This is a genomic window from Shewanella atlantica (genome assembly GCF_003966265.1).
Lineage (GTDB): Bacteria > Pseudomonadota > Gammaproteobacteria > Enterobacterales > Shewanellaceae > Shewanella > Shewanella atlantica.
This window is the reverse complement of record NZ_RXNV01000002.1, coordinates 359809-377872: the sequence shown is the minus strand read 5'-3', so window position 1 is coordinate 377872 and position 18064 is coordinate 359809. Positions and strand designations below refer to the sequence as shown.

General features: G+C 46.0%; 12 protein-coding genes. 4 read left to right on the top strand and 8 right to left on the bottom strand.

The window, feature by feature from the left end; translation table 11 throughout:
- Positions 1–99: 99 nt before the first annotated feature.
- Complete coding sequence (locus EKG39_RS06895) at positions 100–1143, bottom strand: porin (RefSeq protein ID WP_126505006.1); 1044 nt, start codon at positions 1141–1143, stop codon at positions 100–102.
- A 27-nt stretch (positions 1144–1170) separates the two neighbouring features.
- On the bottom strand, positions 1171–2523 hold the full coding sequence (locus tag EKG39_RS06890; protein ID WP_126505005.1) for an FMN-binding protein: 1353 nt from the start codon (positions 2521–2523) through the stop codon (positions 1171–1173).
- Between the two features lie 242 nt (positions 2524–2765).
- On the opposite strand from EKG39_RS06890, the gene EKG39_RS06885 reads away from it, so the two are divergent.
- From EKG39_RS06885 to EKG39_RS06875, 3 genes are all read left to right on the top strand, one after another.
- Positions 2766–3959 carry an FAD:protein FMN transferase gene (locus tag EKG39_RS06885; RefSeq protein WP_246028428.1) on the top strand — a complete coding sequence of 398 codons (1194 nt, stop codon included), beginning with the start codon at positions 2766–2768 and terminating at the stop codon, positions 3957–3959.
- Between the two features lie 319 nt (positions 3960–4278).
- The gene (locus EKG39_RS06880) at positions 4279–6021 is read left to right on the top strand and encodes a sensor histidine kinase (RefSeq protein ID WP_246028427.1); all 1743 of its coding nucleotides are present in this window, start codon (positions 4279–4281) and stop codon (positions 6019–6021) included.
- The gene (locus EKG39_RS06875) at positions 6014–6613 is read left to right on the top strand and encodes a response regulator transcription factor (protein ID WP_126505004.1); all 600 of its coding nucleotides are present in this window, start codon (positions 6014–6016) and stop codon (positions 6611–6613) included. Before EKG39_RS06880 ends, EKG39_RS06875 begins: the two co-directional genes overlap by 8 nt.
- A gap of 750 nt (positions 6614–7363) precedes the next feature.
- On the opposite strand, the gene EKG39_RS06865 is transcribed toward EKG39_RS06875, so the two are convergent.
- The 4 genes from EKG39_RS06865 to EKG39_RS06850 all read right to left on the bottom strand — a co-directional run bounded on the left by EKG39_RS06865 (position 7364) and on the right by EKG39_RS06850 (position 14290).
- Entirely contained in the window at positions 7364–8782 is a 1419-nt protein-coding gene (locus EKG39_RS06865; RefSeq protein WP_425470150.1) for an efflux transporter outer membrane subunit, read from the bottom strand.
- 68 nt (positions 8783–8850) lie between these two features.
- Complete coding sequence (locus EKG39_RS06860) at positions 8851–12018, bottom strand: efflux RND transporter permease subunit (protein WP_126505001.1); 3168 nt, start codon at positions 12016–12018, stop codon at positions 8851–8853.
- The gene (locus EKG39_RS06855) at positions 12018–13292 is read right to left on the bottom strand and encodes an efflux RND transporter periplasmic adaptor subunit (protein ID WP_246028425.1); all 1275 of its coding nucleotides are present in this window, start codon (positions 13290–13292) and stop codon (positions 12018–12020) included. The genes EKG39_RS06860 and EKG39_RS06855 overlap by 1 nt, the downstream gene beginning before the upstream one ends.
- A gap of 248 nt (positions 13293–13540) precedes the next feature.
- Positions 13541–14290 (bottom strand): tRNA-uridine aminocarboxypropyltransferase, encoded by a 750-nt coding sequence (locus tag EKG39_RS06850; protein ID WP_126505333.1) that lies wholly within the window; start codon positions 14288–14290, stop codon positions 13541–13543.
- Positions 14291–14846: 556 nt separating this feature from the next.
- Between EKG39_RS06850 and emrD the strand changes: the two genes are divergently transcribed.
- Positions 14847–16073 (top strand): multidrug efflux MFS transporter EmrD, encoded by a 1227-nt coding sequence (emrD, locus tag EKG39_RS06845; protein WP_126505000.1) that lies wholly within the window; start codon positions 14847–14849, stop codon positions 16071–16073.
- Between the two features lie 129 nt (positions 16074–16202).
- On the opposite strand, the gene pssA is transcribed toward emrD, so the two are convergent.
- Positions 16203–17516 (bottom strand): CDP-diacylglycerol--serine O-phosphatidyltransferase, encoded by a 1314-nt coding sequence (gene pssA, locus EKG39_RS06840; protein ID WP_126504999.1) that lies wholly within the window; start codon positions 17514–17516, stop codon positions 16203–16205.
- A gap of 11 nt (positions 17517–17527) precedes the next feature.
- Complete coding sequence (locus EKG39_RS06835) at positions 17528–17860, bottom strand: DUF1904 domain-containing protein (RefSeq protein WP_126504998.1); 333 nt, start codon at positions 17858–17860, stop codon at positions 17528–17530.
- Positions 17861–18064: the final 204 nt, after the last annotated feature.

Genomic DNA, 18064 nt, shown 5'->3' with positions numbered 1-18064 from the left:
TTGAGATAAGAATATGATGAAAAGAAAGGCCGGCACATCCTTGTGCCAGTTCTGCAGGGAGCGCAGATTTAGGGTTGAACTTTATATACTTTGCAGCCTTTAGAAGTCGTAACGTACGCCAACACTAACGATGGTGTCATCGAAGTCATCGTATTGTTCAACATCAAACTGACCAATTTCGGTGTGAAGACGGGTCGATTTAGAGACGCGGTACTCTGCGCCCACTGCCCACTGCGAAACTTCTGGAGCTTGGGTCACTGACTCACCATATTTATCGTAGATTTTACCTGCTATTCTACCGGTACCCGAATCGTCCTGACCGTATTGCGCCTTAAGTAACAGCTTGTCGATTTGATACTTGGCACTGACGATAAAGCCGGAACCATCTCGCTGTTCCCAGTTGGTCTTATATGGATTAACCAGCTCAGACGCTTGATAGATAGAGCCAAGCATTAAGTTGCCATACTTGTATTGCACGACGCCGCGGTAACCTTTGATATCTTCAACGCCGTCGGTGTAGGCTGCGGCCAGATACAAGTTACTGCTTCTGAAATGTTTATCACCAAAGGTGAGAGCAAGTTGATAGTTGCCGTTATCACGACGAAGATCATCTTCACCATAATAGTTATCTTCCATGACGTAACTGGCACCTAATTGTAACTTGTTCCATTTAACCGTTTTATATTCTATTGAATCCCCCCAGCGCTTATCACCGGCAAATAATCGATCGTGTTTCATAGAATACATATCCATCGCATCGGCGCTGCCTTTAGCCATCTTAAATACCGGATCTATGCGACCGGCAGCCAGTTGGCCCACCGAAGCGTGTTTAATACCAATATAGGTAGGCCTGGATGAAAAAGGATTCTTTCCTTTATCTTGGGAAGCCCCGTTAACGCCGACTTCAATTTGATAGAAAAGATGGGTATCTGTCAGGATCTCACTGCTACCTTTGATACCTAAACGGCTCCAGTTATTCTCCAGCACGGTACCGCTCTTTCCATTATGAGTCGCAGAGCCACTGTCTGAATTGGTAACTGAGTAATCTATTCGGCCATAAAATTTATATAGCTCTTCAGCAAAAATTTGAGGTGATACCAGCATGCTGGTTGCTAACAGGGATAGTGTAAAAGTTTTCATCATCATCGTCTCTTTTGATATATTTTTTTATTACTTAGAAATAGGTTGTCTATGCTCAACAATCACGCCATCGATACGCATCTGTTTATAGAGAACATCCGCCTGCTTGAGGTACAGATCCCATGAAGATGAGCGTTTAGTGAAGCCGGTTGCGGCATAACTTCCGCTATCGCCAGTGGCCGGAAGGTCATTAATATCAAACAGTGAACCACCATGCTTGAGATGATCATTTAGTGCATCAAACATGACGTTAAAACCAATTCGTGCAGGCTCAACATAATTAATTGAGGCATATTTCGATTGACGATAATGCTTCTTAAGAGACGCATCCTTTATTTCATTCTTCTCGTCTGCAAACACTTCATCGAAATATGACTTAGTGATCTGTTTAGTCTCTGTATCAACGACCAGGCGTAATACAGTTGTGATGCCGATCCATTTGCCATTCTTATCTAGCTGCTGCTCGGCATTTTGGTAGAACTTAAGCTTGGTGCCCTCACCGTTGATCTGATCATGAATTTTTGCCGTTTGCGGTACCATCGACTGCTGGATACTGTTTGAAGCCCCTGCTACGACGTCAATGCCGGAATACTTAAGACGGTTTGGCTGCTTTAGTTTGTTACGTAACTTGGGATCATAATCCGGATTCAGGTCGAAGGTGAGTTTGTCTTGCTCAACCATCAACTTCTCCATGGTTAATGCTGACTGCACCCAGGCCGTGCCCTTTTTCTTGCCCATAGAGAAGTTATATTCGGAGGTACGCTTAGGAACATCCTGGAAAAGACGGGTGTAATAGTTAGGGCGACCACTCTCATTAAATTCGGCAAAGATGACATCTTTTGCGTTGTTACTATCGACAACAATAGCCATGCTGCCCATATGGCCCTGACGGAATCTTGCTTCCTGGTAGTAGTAATCGCCTATGATCATGCCAAGCTGTGGTTGGATTGACCATTTCAGTTTAAAATCGTCGGCACCAGACTCCTCTTTGGAACCTACAGCGACATATTCCGGGGTACTTCCATCCGTTCTGGGGAGTTTATTAATCGCTTTTAATATTCCATTAGATGAGTACGTTGCACCGGATACCGCGTCGATACCTTCATGACCGTTATTAGAAACAATCTTGGCTAGCAGACGTTCAGCATTAAGAAACAGTGACTCCGTTTCTTTATGAGATTTCGTCGTGACATCGGTGATCTTGCCCTCTTTCACATTAACGGTTAGCGTGATTTGGCTTTTTTTACCTTTCCCGCTGACTTCATGAGTACCATCAACGTATTTACCTTCAATAGGGGTCGTTGCGCAACCAGCTAATCCTAAGCTTGCTATGGTTACAGCCGAACAAACCAGGCTTCTTTTAAAACTATTATTTTTTATCATCTCGCCTCTGCCTTTTAACTTGGTTTATAACTTGATTAATATCTTGAGTAAGTTTTCATACAGGATAACGAGCACAAAAATATTAACTATTGCGGAAAACCGCAGGGTGGAGTTGTTTGTTTACAATATTTGATCCAGTTAACACATTGGCGACAATAATTACCTCCGGCACTTTTTAACATGATACTTATTTAATAAGCGTTCATTTAACCATTAATGAAATTAATACATTTGGAACTGTTATGAATCTACCACCCATTATGAAGCTAAGGTTTATGCCATCACTATTATCTACTTTACTTGTTTTAGGGATCTCCGTGTCGGATACGGTTATGGCAAAACCAAACAATGAGCTTTCCACCCAGGACACATTTAAACCTTACCTATGTGAGGGAAATGGGATCATTAGTCATACTGATGGCGTATCTACCCTGAATACACTTAAGTATTTTGGTACATCCATCACTATCGATGTGTATAACAGCAAGCCAGAACAAGCAGATCCAGCTCTGTGCCACGCGCTTAATGTTGTTCAGGAATATCACTACCTCGCTTCAAACTACAGCACTTATCCCCATGTCGAAAATATTAAAAGTATTAATAATAGCCCGGCAAGCATACATAAGATTGACCCCAAGCTAACTGCACTAATTGCAGCTGGCTTGGATTGGTATAACAAGAGTGATGGATACTTCAACATCGCCCTTTCCCCTGTTATCGACCTTTGGCGAAAACACCGAAGTGAATGTAAAGGTGAGATAAAAGAGAATGGTTTGTGTACCAAACCTGAGATGGCCGAGCTACAAAATGCCGCTAAGCTAGTCAATGTAAAAGATATTTATCTTAACCAAGCTGATAACACCATACGTCTTAAAACCGGTATGAGTATAGACCTCGGCGGGATTGCTAAGGGTTGGATGGCTGAGAAAGTATATGAGCAGCTGAAAGCTGAAGGGCTTACCTCTTTTATGATCAATGCTGGTGGAAATATACGCCACTACGGGTTACACCCTGATGGTCGAGAGTTTAATACGGCTATCGAAGATCCCTTGTGCAAAAAGTATGATTATCAACTCCCAAAGTGTAGTGAGTTTGACGGCCAGTACCACGAAGTTGTTCATGGTACTGATCTCACCATAGTCTCAAGCGGTAACTATCTTCGTTATTACCGGGTAAACGAAAAGGAGTACCACCACCTTATCGATCCTAAGACTCTGCAACCAAAACCAGAAGGGGTATCGACGTCAGTAGTGCTCGACGGACAGCAAATATTTGCCGATGTTATATCGACGACGCTATTCTTGATGCCGCTTGAGCAGGCTCTGGAATTTTCAGACAATGCAGATTATCTGGAAGCGGTTTGGTATTTAGATGATAAAGGGAATAAAATCAGCACGGCTAGCTTCGACAAATACAGGTTGCAGCCACGCAATTAATATAAAATTAATTTGCAAATAATAAGTCATATTTGCAGGTTGTTTTCAAACGCACTTATTTAACCTAAGTTGAGTAGCCGATTTTATGAGTTGGAGTGATTTAACTGATACTTTGCAATTAAATAATATAGATTATGTTTTATAAGATTTATGACAACTTGATTATATCAGCAGATATTATGATTGTGATATAGCGGTTTTCCGCAATAAATAATTTATTGTGGTTCCGGTCCCTCAGATTTGCTTATACGCTATCATAATTTGGGATTATAGATGATAATTACGACAAAATGACAACAGGTCAGCGACCCACGCTTTTATGAAACGAATCTTGCTATTAACTTCATTACTCTCCTGCTTCTCTTATGCACATGAGAATGAGCCGATGAGGATTGGAGTGCTCTCTTTCGCATCTCCTGACACAGTTTATCAAAGATGGGCACCTACCTTCGATCGGGTTGCTGCGGATACGGGTCATACTTTTTCAGTTCTCCCATTAACCCCTGGTGAACTACAAGAGTCTGTCGCAAATGACAAGCTCGACTTCATTATCGGTAACGCACTCACCACAGTTACATTTAAGAAAGAACATGGTGTCAGTAACCTACTCTCTTTAGTCCCGAATTATCACTCAGATCCGGATCATGCTATAGGCTCTGCATTGATCACGCGTTCATCGGTTAATATAACGGATGTAAAACAACTCAGTACCATGGCCGTCGTCTCATCTGATCCGAATGCTTTTGGAGGCTTTCAAATTCTGGCCGGTGAACTGGCATCTCATAGTATTAACCCCTTTAAAGACTTTAAAAAGCTCACCTTCGTAGGTTTCCCCCAGGACAAATTGCTCAACCTGGTATTAGATGAAAAAGCCGATGTGGCTATCTTGCCCTCCTGTGTACTCGAATCGGCAATTAAGGAGGGCCTTGTTCCCGAGTCGGCATTGAAAGTGGTGCTTCAAAAAGAGGTTCCCGACTATGAATGTGCCGTATCCAGTGCTCTGTATCCCTCTTACGCTTTCTCTAAACTGGGCCATACCGATCATGTGTTGGCTACACAAGTGGTTAAGTCGCTGCTGTCGATATCTGTTGCCGATAAAGAAGCCATTTCCGGACGATATCAGTACTGGTCTGCTCCGGTAAACGACCGTCAGGTATTTAGATTATTACGTACACTTAACAGGTGGCCGTTTGTTACCAATTGGGAGTTCTTGCTTAAAGGTGCCGTGCCTTGGGTGATCGGGGCTTTTATTTTATTAATGCTTGGCTATTTGCACCATCTAAGAGTCAGGCGTCTGGTTGTACTGCGTACACAGGCCCTCTCTTCAGAGATGGAGCAGCATCAGCACACTCAGAAGAAATTATTTGAACAACAGAAACAGTTCTACAAGGCCCAACGGGTATTGCTGACCGGAGAGATGGCCTCAGGCATAGCCCATGAACTTAATCAGCCTCTTGCCGGAATAAGATATTTAACCCAAGGCTGCCTGTATCGACTGACTCCCGAACAAGGTGAACTCAATAGCGCTTTGAATAAGGCTATTGAACAGGTGGATCGAGCCCAGAGTACCATCAAACGATTCAGGCAGTTCTGCCAGCAGCCCAGTGTGTATGAACAATGCGATCTCAAGAGTCTGGTTGAAGAGACCCTCAACCTGATGGCTCCAGAATTTAAACGTATGCATCTATCACCCAAGCTATCACTAAATCGAGTTACTACTGTTGCCGATATCAGCCTGATCCAGCAGGTATTGGTTAACCTTATCCGAAATGCTCTCGATGCGATGGAGTCTGAACCTGTGCCTCAACTTGGGATCCAGCTACTTGTGGAAGACAAGCATGCGGTAATTATTATAGAAGATAGTGGCATTGGGTTATCAGAAGAGGCCCTGAATCGACTCTTCTTTCCCTTTGAAACCTCCAAAGAAAACGGACTCGGACTCGGTATGGTGATCTGTAAACGCATCATCGAAGAACATGGCGGTCAGATCCATGCCGTCAACTTGATTAAAGGGCTTAAAATCTCCGTTTCTCTGCCCATAAAGGAGCAACAAGATGTGTGATATCTACCTGGTCGATGATGATCAGGATGTTTTAGACTCATTGAGCTGGATGCTAGATGGACTAGAGCTCAAGACCCTGAGCTATTTAAACGCCAGCAGCTTTTTGAACGCTGTCGATATTACCCGCCCCGGGATTGCTATCTTAGACATTCAGATGCCCGGTATGGATGGTATAGCACTGCTTAACCATATTAAATCTGCCGCGAGCCCTTTGAGTGTCATTATGCTTACCGGCCACGGTACCATCACCATGGCCGTACAGGCGATACAACAAGGTGCTATCGACTTTCTGGAGAAGCCTGTCGATGGCGATAAACTCAGCATACTGTTAGCGCGTGCCAAAGAGATAAGCTTACAGGCGTACGAAGAACTGAGACTACAGACTGAAATAGAGCATAGAGTCGCCAGCCTAACCCCGAGAGAACATGAAGTCATGTTAAAAGTGCTTGAAGGAAAGCTGAATAAAGTCATTGCCGCCGAACTCAACATTGCTCAACGCACTATCGAACTACATAGGCAGAAAGTGATGCAAAAGATGCAGGTCAGTAACGCTGCAGAACTGGCTTACCTGATGGCCAAGAGCGAAGAGTAAGATCTAGGTTTGAGCTGCGAGGGGCATTTTCTGCTTCTGCGTAGGACGCCGAACGGGCTTGTTGTAGGAGCGGGTTCAGCGGCGAGACTCTTGATTGAGAATCTTGATAGATACTTTGAAGGGGTGACAGCTATATCTGCTCTAAGCCAGACGCGTGCGGGAGTACCTTGACCAGCTCTTGCAAAACTCCCAGCCCCTCTCTTTACACACTGAGCCGACCTGATAACGGTTATAACTCAGTAATTGAACTCTTTGATGCCCGGCTTGCTTACTAAAAGTATCTAATTTAGCAGCTGAGTTTACATCCGGGGCCATGCTCACAGCCAGGTAAGTCGCTAATGAGTATGCGGACAAGAGGAGGCATTTATGTATGGGGATTTTGGGCATATATCACTCCTCATGTTGAAATTACGAAGCGATAAGGCACAACAGATCTACTGAAGGTTAAAGCTTAGGTACCAACCTACCGTGGTTGGTCTTATTATCAATATAGGGAAGTCTGGGCTATTTGGCAAAACTTAACGTGCCTGTAGCTAACGGCATAGATAAGAAGTATGGCTTTTTGAGTCAAAGATTACGGGGAGCTAATCGAAATGACGCTATCATGATTACCTGGCAATGATTACCCTGTAATGATCTCTATTGAGAACGTGGGTATCTGAACTCGGCTTTACAGTAAAAAACCACGCAGGCCCCTATTAAAGCCTCCAGCCTGCGTGCCAATGTAGTTAAATGTGGATGAAGTCTATTCTACTCACCTTCGATATCGACAGCCGCCGCTTGTGGTGCGTTTTGTAGCGAAATAGTTCCGCCTCCCAAGGCGCGATAAAGGGTGATCATCGACAGTAACCTGTCCCTTTTAATCTGGCTCAAGGCCAACTCGGCGCTAAACAGGTTACGCTGAGCATCCATCAAATCCAGTGAGCTGGCGACACCGTTACGGTATCTTAACCCGGCTAAGCGGGTATATTCACTCGAGGCTGCCACAAGTTCCTGTTGGGCATTGATGGCAAGTTCTGAACGCCTGAAGCTATTCATGGCATCATTGACTTCAAAGTAAGCGGTTAGCACCGTATTTCTATAGGCAAGCAAAGCCTGCCTGGACTCCTCTTTGGCTATCTCATATTGCGCCGAGATACTGCCGGCATTAAATATTGGCGCCGTAATGCCGCCGAGTAACGACCAGGTCACCCCTTCACTGTCCAGAAGATTACTGAGTTCATCTGATTCACGCCCCAGACTGCCACTGATGGTAAACTTGGGGAAAAAGGCCGTCTTTGCCACTCCCACTTTGGCATTCATTGCAATCAAAGCCTGCTCTGCCGCCTTGACGTCGGGACGCTGGGATAACATCTCTGAGGGAACGCCTACATTAAACTGTTCGGGGAACAGTGCACCTTCAGATCTTAGCTCCACCCCGGTTTGCAGTTGCAAGGGATAATCGAACTCTCCGAGCAAGATCCTCAACTGATTAGCCTTCTCCCCTCTTTCAAAATCAAGATCGGGTAAGGTGACTTTAGCACTCTGGTATTCAACCTCAGCTTGTCTGACCTCTAAGCCTGAGATCACACCGTTCTCCTTGCGCAGACGTGCCAGATCCAGCTCTTTTTTACGCAGGGCCACGGTATTGGTCGAAATCTGATATCTCTGCTCTATGTCCAGCCATTCGTAATAACGGCTGGCGACGTCACTGATCAAACTAATGGTCGCTAAGTTCAATGACTCCTGAGCCGAGAGGAAGTTGGCATATTCAGCTTCACTTCGACGGCGGTTGGCCCCCCAGATATCCAGCTCCCAGGATACGACGCCTGATAAACTAAACTCATTTTCAGCCGAAGGGTCGGTATTGGTGAGTCCGCTATCGAGTGAACGTTCGCCATATGCATCGATGCCGACTTCAGGATACAGAGCCGCATCGGTGACCGTGATACGTTGCCTTGCGGCAATAAGTCGTGAGCGCATGGCTTCCAGATCCAGGTTCTGCTCCAACGCGTGGCTGATCAAAGGTTGCAGATGGGGGTCCAGATAAAAATTACGCCACTGAGTTTTACCTATATTATCGCCCTCAACTTGCTGTAATTCATTATGATACTGACTCGGAAGTGTCAGCTCAGGCTGTTGATAATCAGGCCCAATGGCACAACCTGCTAAAAACGTTGTGCAGCCCATCAGGGCGATAAATCGGAATCGGTTTTGACCAGGCTTTGACAACGAACGTTTGAACATAAACTTTTCCATTATGCTGCCCCTCCCTGTTCGCTTGTTGAGGCAATAGCCTCGCTAGCGTCTTTTTGCTTATTTGACCCTGACTTAGTTTTAGATTTGAACCAGCCAGCAGTGGTGACAAAGAAAAGTGGAACCAAAACTATGCCGATAGTGGTCGCGAAGATCATGCCACATAGGATAGGTATCGAAATTGATTGCCTGCTTACGGCGCCCGGTCCAACCGACAGCACCAAAGGCAAGACACCTAATATGAAGGCCATCGAGGTCATCAGAATAGGACGAAAACGCATATTGGCGGCTTCCAATGCGGCCTCTAAACGACTCTTGCCCTGATTATGGAGTTGATTAGCAAATTCGACGATCAAAATCGAGTTCTTTGCCGCCATTCCGATAAGTGAAATAAACGCCACCTGGAAAAACAGGTTGCTCTCCATGCCACTGACTAACGTGCCTAACGCAGCCCCTAACATGGCGATAGGTGCTATAAGTAACACGGCAATCGGAATGGTCCAACTTTCATACAGGGAGCACAAGAAGAGGAAAACAAACACCATGGCGAGGGTGACAGCTATTCCGGTCTGGTTCGCAGATTGCACCTCCTGATACGTTATCCCGGTCCACTCATACCTGAACTCATTAGGCAGCAGAGGCGTGGCTACCCGCTCTATAGCGCGGATCACGTCACCCGACGCGTAGCCGGGAGCCGGAGATGCATTAATCGACGCGCTGGTGAACAGGTTATAGTGAGTCACCGCAGCGGGTCCGACAGAGTAGTCATATTCGGCCAGCACTCCGATAGGCACCATGGCACCGCTGGCTGAACGTACATAATAATCTTTGATCTGCTCTGGAAACTGACGGTATCTGTCTTCGGCTTGAACCTTAACCCGGTACACCCGGCCAAACAGGTTAAAGTCGTTAACCGTCGATGAGTCGGTAAAGGTTTTTATTGTGCTATATATATCAGAGACATTAACTCCGATGGCCATGGCTTTAGCTTCGTCGACACTAAGATGCAGCTGAGGTATGGCGCTCTGCAGCGATAATCCTGCGGTTGCGATCTCAGGTTGTAACTTAAGTGCCTCGACCAGTTCATCCGCCGTTTCCATTAACCCTTTAAAGTTAGTGCCGGATGTATCCTGCAGCTCCATCTCGACACCCGATCCATTACCTAAACCGGGAACGGCTGACGGCAGATAGACACTAAATTCGGCCTCAAGAATATCTTGCAGCGAGAACTTAATCTCCTTCATCACCTGCTGTACGGTAGCATTGTCATCTGCGCGCTGCGACCACGGCTTTAAAATCACCTCGAACATGCCGTTAGCTTGGTTAGAGCCCGATCTGCGGTTCTCTCCCGCCAGGGTAAATGAATAGGCGACGGCCGGATGATTAAGCACCTTGGCTTCGGCTTTCTTAAGAACTTCTTGCGAGCGATTTACCGTCGCGCCGTTAGGCAGTGACATATCGATAAAGAAACGGCCCTGATCTTCATCGGGCATAAAGCTCGATGGCAGACCTGACATGATGATATACACACCGCCCACCATCACGGCAAAGGCCAGATAACTGCGTTTAGCATGCTTGTTAGTCAGCGTCACTAACGCCACATACTTACTGGTACTCATATCGAGTTTATCGTTAAGCCATTTGAAAAAGCCCGATGTAGCCTGATCGCCCGGCTTTAACAGCAAGGCACACAGTGCCGGCGATAGCGTCAGCGCGACTACGGTTGAGATAAGCACAGCGACGGTAATAGCGACGGCGAACTCACGGTACATAATCCCTGTAATACCTGACAGGAAAGAGACCGGGACAAATACGGCGGCGAGTACCAAACTGGTTGCCACTAATGCACCGGATAACTCCTTCATTGCCACCTTGGTCGCTTGTGTCGGGCTGAGACCATTTTCATGCATCAGGCGCTCGACATTCTCAACCACAACGATGGCATCATCGACCACAATACCAATGGCCAACACCAGGGCGAGTAAGCTGACGGTATTGATGGTGAATCCAAAGGCGAGCATCGCGGCTAACGTACCGATCAAAGAGACAGGTACGGCGATCGCCGGGATCAAGGTTGCCCTCCAATTCTGCAGGAACAGGTAGACGACCAGAATAACCAGCACTAAGGCCTCGATAAGTGTCTTTACCACTTCATCTATCGAGTTCTGGATAAATATCGATGCATCGAAGAATACCTGCCACTCCATCCCCTGTGGGAATTTTTTACCCAGTGAGGCCATCTCTTGCTTGACCTTTTTTGTCACCTCTAAGGCATTGGCCCCGGGCAACAGATAGACCTGCAGGATAGTCGCATTAGCGCCGTTTAATTGAGACTGTAAGGTATAGGCCGAAGAGCCAAGCTCAATTCTGGCGATATCACGTAAACGAATAAGTGAGCCGTCGGTGTTCGCTCGAACGATGATCTCGTTAAATTGTGGCACACTACTCATACGCCCGGCCGCAGTTATGGGCAGTGTCATGCTCAATGAGTCTGTGTTTGGCTGAGAACCGATGGAACCTGCCGGAGACTCCTTATTTTGCGCCTTGATGGCACCGATAACATCACTGGTCGTCAAGCCGTAACCTGCCATCATATCGGGCTTAAGCCAGACCCTCATAGAGTAACTACGGGAGCCTGTGTTACGAACACGCCCTACACCGGGAATTCGCTTAAGAGCCGACTGGATATTAATGGTGGCGTAATTACTGAGATAGATCTCATCATAGCGCTCGTCACTTGAGGTCAGTGCCAGTTTAAGTAGCTCAACCGAGGCTTCTTTTGAGACAGATACGCCTTCTGTTTGTACATCGATTGGCAAACTTCCCGTCGCCTGCTGGGTGGAATTTTGTACATCGACAGCAGCCAGATCGGGGTTGGTGCCCACATCGAAAGTGATAGTCACGTTTGCACTGCCCGAATTGGTGCTTTTCGAGCTCATGTAGATCATGTTTGGGACACCGTTTAACTCTTGCTCAAGCGGCGTTGCAACGGATTCGGCAGCGGTAGTTGAGGTGGCACCCGGGTACGATGCCGAGACCTTGACCTGTGGCGGCGTAATATAGGGATATTGATCTATCGGCAGCTGAAACATGGCGATGACGCCAAGCAATACGATGACGATTGATATCACGCTGGCAAAAACAGGACGATTAACGAAATACTGAGCCATTATTTTTGCTCCTGTATCTGCTCTAGTTTTTGTTGCTCAAGCGCCTGCTGTTTCTCTTTTGAGTCTTCCTTCTTATGGTATTGATCTGCCGTTAACGGCTCTGCAACCTGGCCATGCCTGACTCTGTGCATGCCTTCGACAATCACCAGCTCGCCGGCCTTTAACCCACTTTGTACCACAACACCCATAGGCCCTTGATGATCGATGACGATAAAACGTCTTTCGACTTTATTGTCGGGCAGGACAACCATTACATAGACACCACCTTGCTCTACCTGAGTGGCCTTTTGTGGGATGACGATGGCATTGTCCACTTCATTGAGTTTAATGCGCACATTTGTGTATTGGCCCGGTAGCAGCTCTTTATCAGGGTTAGGTAACTCGGCGCGAACCTGAAAAGTCCCCGTTTCGGGGTTAACCGACGGATCGGTAAAACGTACATCACCTAAGTAACGGTATTCACTGTTATCGGGTAGCGTGATGGTAACAAACCCTTCGACAGCCTTACCCTCTGACTCGGCTTCCTTTTTCTCTGAATAACTTGTCATACGTCGCCTGGCATTCAGGTAATCGAGCGCTGACATATTAAAGGTCACGTAGATAGGGTCTACCTGCTTAACCCGGGTTAACAGCGATTGTCCGCTACTTCCGACCAAGGCACCGATATCCACTTCAGAGCGACTGACTAAGCCACTGATAGGTGAGCGTATTGAGGTGTAACTGAGTTCAAGCTGTGCCTCTTCGAGTTGTGCTTTGCTGGCTGCTAAACTGGACTTAGCTTGCGATAACACGGACAGTGCATTATCGAAATCGAGTTGACTGGCTGCATCTTGCTCATAGAGAGGTTTTAATCGCTCAACATCGCGCTGAGCCTTCTCCAACATCGACTGTTGAGACTCCATATTTGCCTTTAGACGATTGACTACGGCAACATATGGTCGGTCGTCGATTCGATAGAGTACCGAGCCCTCTTTCACACCACTTCCTTCAATAAAGCTCTTATCTTCGACAAAACCGTTTACCCTCGCCCTCACCTCAACATCCAACGAAGCTTTGGTGACACCGATGTAATTGCCATACAGAGGAACCGTGGCCGTCGTCACCTGCTCTACTACGACGGCTTTAGGAATAATTGTCGGCGCAGCTTCTTCACACCCGGTAATGCCAGCCAGTGAACCAAGTAAGATAGCGCATCCTATAGAGGGGCGTTTTAGGGTACTGACTACAAATTTAGCTAGCGGGTTAATCTGAGCGCTCTGTGGAAAATGAGACATAGTTCCATCCATGATTGAATTTCGGTGATCGGTTACTATATTGCCGATTAAAAACTTGAGATTGTCATTCTTAACAAAAAAAGTGTCAGCATAAACCGTTTTGGTAAACACAATTGCACACATTGTAATAACTTAGCGTTATATACATCAAGAAAAAGGAAGAAAGTGGTTAATGAAATGATGAGAAAGGACGACTTAATCGGTTTGTCTCTGGCAGGCAAAGCAAGTCGGGTTTCTATTACACTCAATTAACCAGATTTGAGAGTAGCTTTAAACGCTTGAGTAAGATCCACCAAGGGGGTTAAATCTGAGGTATTTTTTCGACTGCGGCTAAAAATGGACGACTCGATGAAGAGCTCAAACCAGGCATTGAGTGAAGCAGCATTGTCTTGCTCACCCGACACCCCCAGTGCCAAAGACGCAACCTCTGCCGTTCCCAATTGAAAATCCCGACTGCCTTTTCGTAAACCATACTTTGCAGCCGTTTCAGGCGTAAATGACAATAACGGCAATGCATGCAAGTAGGGACTCTTACGAAACATCTTAATCGCTTCACGCCAGCTACCATCGAGCATGATAAACAGAGGTCTCTTACCCTCACCGATTGAGGAGGGCTCTACCTCAGAAACCACAGGCTGATTGTCGCAGGCATATTCACCGGGGAAAATCACAAAGGGCTGATATTCAGGACTCTGGATCAAGGCCAACATTTTCCGGTTTGCCTGGGTACGCGACCAGATATAGGCGTGAGTTTCGGGAATAAGGTCGGCGATTAAACGGCCGCTATTACTGGGTTTTAACACTTCATCATCGTACATTATAAGCAAAAAGGCATTATTCGATTCGAGCTGTGAGCGAGATTCACAGGTACAATACGTCTCTGCAAGTAGACAAAGTTCACAACGAACTAAGTTTTTGCCCCTTGCGGTAAAGGGTTTTGTGGAGATAGCCTTACGATATTGATAAAGCCTGTGTATTGCGTGTTGATGAAAACCCATATTTATAGTGTTTACCATTAAAAATTTAGATAGCAAGACATGAAATAATATCTTAGTAAGCCAACGCTATTATCTGTAGCAACAATTGTTGATAAGCCCGGTTGGTCGATCAAACTCTAGCATGTCGAGAAGATGATAAAGGCTGGGCATACTACTCTTTACCTCAATTTCTCACAAGTGCATTTTCACGACTGAAGCACGCTCACACAAAGGGCAACACATCTTCACGGCAGAAGCACGCTCCTACATGTAGGACCGGCTTTAGCCGGAAACAGCCAGGAAGTCGACCGGAAAAAGCTACAACAGAATGAGGGTTGCGCGCTACTGACCATTTGAATTATTGCCCATAAATTCATGTTACGTACCCGACTCAACTGTAACGCCATCAATACAAGGTGTAACCATGGCTTTACACCGCCTAAACCTTAGAAAAACTTATCGAAACTTCCAAAATAAATGTTTGAATTTATTAGCGGTAATGGATTGTAATTGCCTAAATACTCAGTATGATGCGCCATCCTTATTAAAGTACTATTTATGCAGTTTTGGAGTAAGAATGAGCGGCCCTATGATGAAGTCAAACCCAAACCAGAATAACCCGGGTTTTTCCTCTCTTATCTTTTTGATTGTGATGATGGTTGCCTGTGGCCAAATGGCACAGACTATATTCGTACCAGCCCTGCCGGCAATCGCAGACAGTTTCACTGTTACTGCTGGACAATTGCAAGCTATCATGGCCTGTTATCTTCTCTCCTATGGCTTGCTCCAGTTCGTATATGGTCCAGCCTCAGACAGGTTTGGTCGTAAACCACTACTCATTCTCGGCTTGTCACTGTTTGTCATTGGCGCTTTACTGGCGAGTGTAGCAACAAGCTATAGCGAGCTTATCACTGCCACCTTGCTTCAGGGAATTGGCACAGCCAGTGCCGGCGCATTATGCAGAAGCATTCCAAGGGATCACTATTTTGGTGAACCATTAGTATCTCTGAACAGTTATATCTCAATGGCCGTTGTATTTTCGCCTCTGCTTGCACCCTTTGCAGGCAGTATGATGACACACTACTTCGGCTGGCAGTCTGTGTACACATTACTGGCAGGCTTTGGTGCCCTGGTGCTACTTTTGGTTATATTCAGACTTAAGGAGTCGCTACCTGCGGATAAACGCAAGCTTGAATCAATCATGGACTCATACCGGTTTGTGTTGGCCCATAGAAAATTTAAAAGCTATCTGCTTTGTCTCGTGGCCACATTTTCAGGAATTGCTGCATTTGAGGCCGTTGCCGGCGTGCTCTACGGTCAGGTATTAGCGCTCTCTCCTTTTTGGGTCAGCGTATACTTTGTTGCTCCTATCCCCGGCTATCTTGCCGGAGCCTATTATGCGGCGAAGTTAAAAGATAATAATAAGAGTACCTATCGAAGCGTTGCCTTACTGGGTTCGGGCGCTCTCTTCCTGCTTATTCCAGGCCTGTCCGATCTGGTTATTGGATGGAGCTTACTCGTGGGCTCTGTTCTGTTTTTTACCGGAGCCGGAATACTGTTCCCGGTATTAACGTCGGCGGCATTAGAGCCCTTCCCCCGTCATGCCGGTGTGGCCGGAGCCCTGCTGGGCGGGCTGCAAAATTTTGGTGCCGGTGTGGCTGCACTGATAATGTCTTTAGTGCCAATGCACGGACAACTTAGCATCGGCGGCTTGTGTGCCTTAATGGTTATGTTAGTGATACTGGCACTAAACTATGCCAGATCTGGTACGGATCTGGATAAGAGTGATGTGGCGGTTTTATAGTTCAGGGGCTAAGACCTAGGGACGAGTTTCGAGGAACTGACTTAAAATCGGAAATAAAAAGGCCAGTTGGGAGCTCCAACTGGCACAATAAAGCATCAACCTATTTCAGGGCACGAAAAGCCCTGATACTTATAGGATTCTTCTTAACAAGAAGTCAGCTTTGAGACGTCTGATGCGCGTCATGATCTTACGTACAGGCGCCGGATAGTTATTTAATGTCTCTATCTGACTGTAATGATACAAGCGCTCAGTATGTTGAAGAATATGCGTTTGCTCTACATTAAACTTCTCTTTCCACGCTCCTGACTCATCCTGCAACAGCAAGCCGTTTTCAAGATCTAAAGCCCAGGCACGAGGATTTAAGTTACTTCCGGTGAGCAGATGACACTTATCATCGGCACTTATGCCTTTAAGGTGGTAGCTGTTAATATCATCTTTCCAAAGATGGATATTCAACTGACCAGATTCTATAGCCCACTGCTGTCTCTTAGCGAATTTCCGCAACGATTGCTCATACATGTATGGCAATGCACCAATGGTAGAGAACTCCTCTTCAGGTGGGATATAGAAATCATTAGCCGTCTTATCACCGACCACTATATCGATTCGTTTCCCATCTTTAAGGTGCTTTGCCATTGCTCTGGCAAGTATATAGGGTGGGTTAAAGTATGGCGTACAGATAAATAGCGATTCTTTAGACTGTGCCACCATATCGACGACCAGCTTATTGAGTCTGTTCTTCTTACGACCAAGTCCTACAAGTGGTGTTACCCGGTTTCCCTGGTTAACCTTGGTAAACTCATAATGCGCCTTACTCAGACGATTTTTGAGGCTACGAACATCATTTTTCTCTGGTAACTTCTCACATTCTTTCTCTTGAGTCAGAGAACAGACGGCAATGTCTTCGACAAGATAGGTCTGGATCATCTGACGCATGGAGCGGGCAAGCTCTGCTGAGTCGATAACATGATATCTGTCGAAGCGATACTTCTCTTGTTGATGCAGATAGATATTATTGATGCTGGCACCACTGTAAATGACAGTATCATCGACAATGAATCCCTTAAGGTGCAAGACGCCCATGAATTCACGAGACTTAACAGGCACCCCCAAGATATCGATGGGGTGCTCGGCCTCGGCCATGACCTTGCGATACATCTGATAATTACCACTGTCACCTTTGTGACCGATAAGGCCGCGTCTTGCTCGATGGAAATCGACTAAAACCTTAATATCCATTGAGGGAGCGCGCTGCTTAGCAGACATTAAGGCAGCTAAGATTTCACGTCCTGCCTCATCATCTTCAAGATAAAGGGCAGAGATGTAAATCGAGTGCTCTGCTGAGGCAATACGTTCTAATAATTCGGCTTTGAGGCCTTTAGGGGTCAACAACCAACGAATCGCGTCTGGTTGGACAGGTATTCCACCAAGCTTATTCAGCAAGGATATCTCCTTTAAAAATGCTGGCCATCCCGGTAGTAAGTTTCAGGTTCCAGTTGCCTGAATATCACAACTATATGCTGTGACTCCGGATAAGCCTTCTGAACTGCTTCACGGATAACTTTCTCTACCGAATGGTGAGTTTCGGGATCTTTAGGGAACCAAAGCATCTCAACTTGTGTGAAGCTTTGGTCTACACAGCCGTTACGGTAACCTATGCTGGGAATCCAATCTAAGGTGAATCCTTTTGAATTCACTTTACATAGTTCAGCCAACTGCTCGAGTAACGTCTTACTTAACTCAACGACAGCCGCTTGTGGTAACCCCCGCATACGAATATGTGGCATGGTGATCCCTTACAAATTCATAAGGGGATAGAAATTACCGATTTAAGGGCTTTTGAGCAAGGTTTTTCTGCAAAATTGCGTGTTAACACATTAACTTTTGTACTAATTTGAATCAAAATCTCATCCTCCAAAAAAATCAGCTATTAACTGTTCAATTATGAGTACAAACTGTTTTGGTTTTTGGCCAGTTTTGTTGTAAAAATC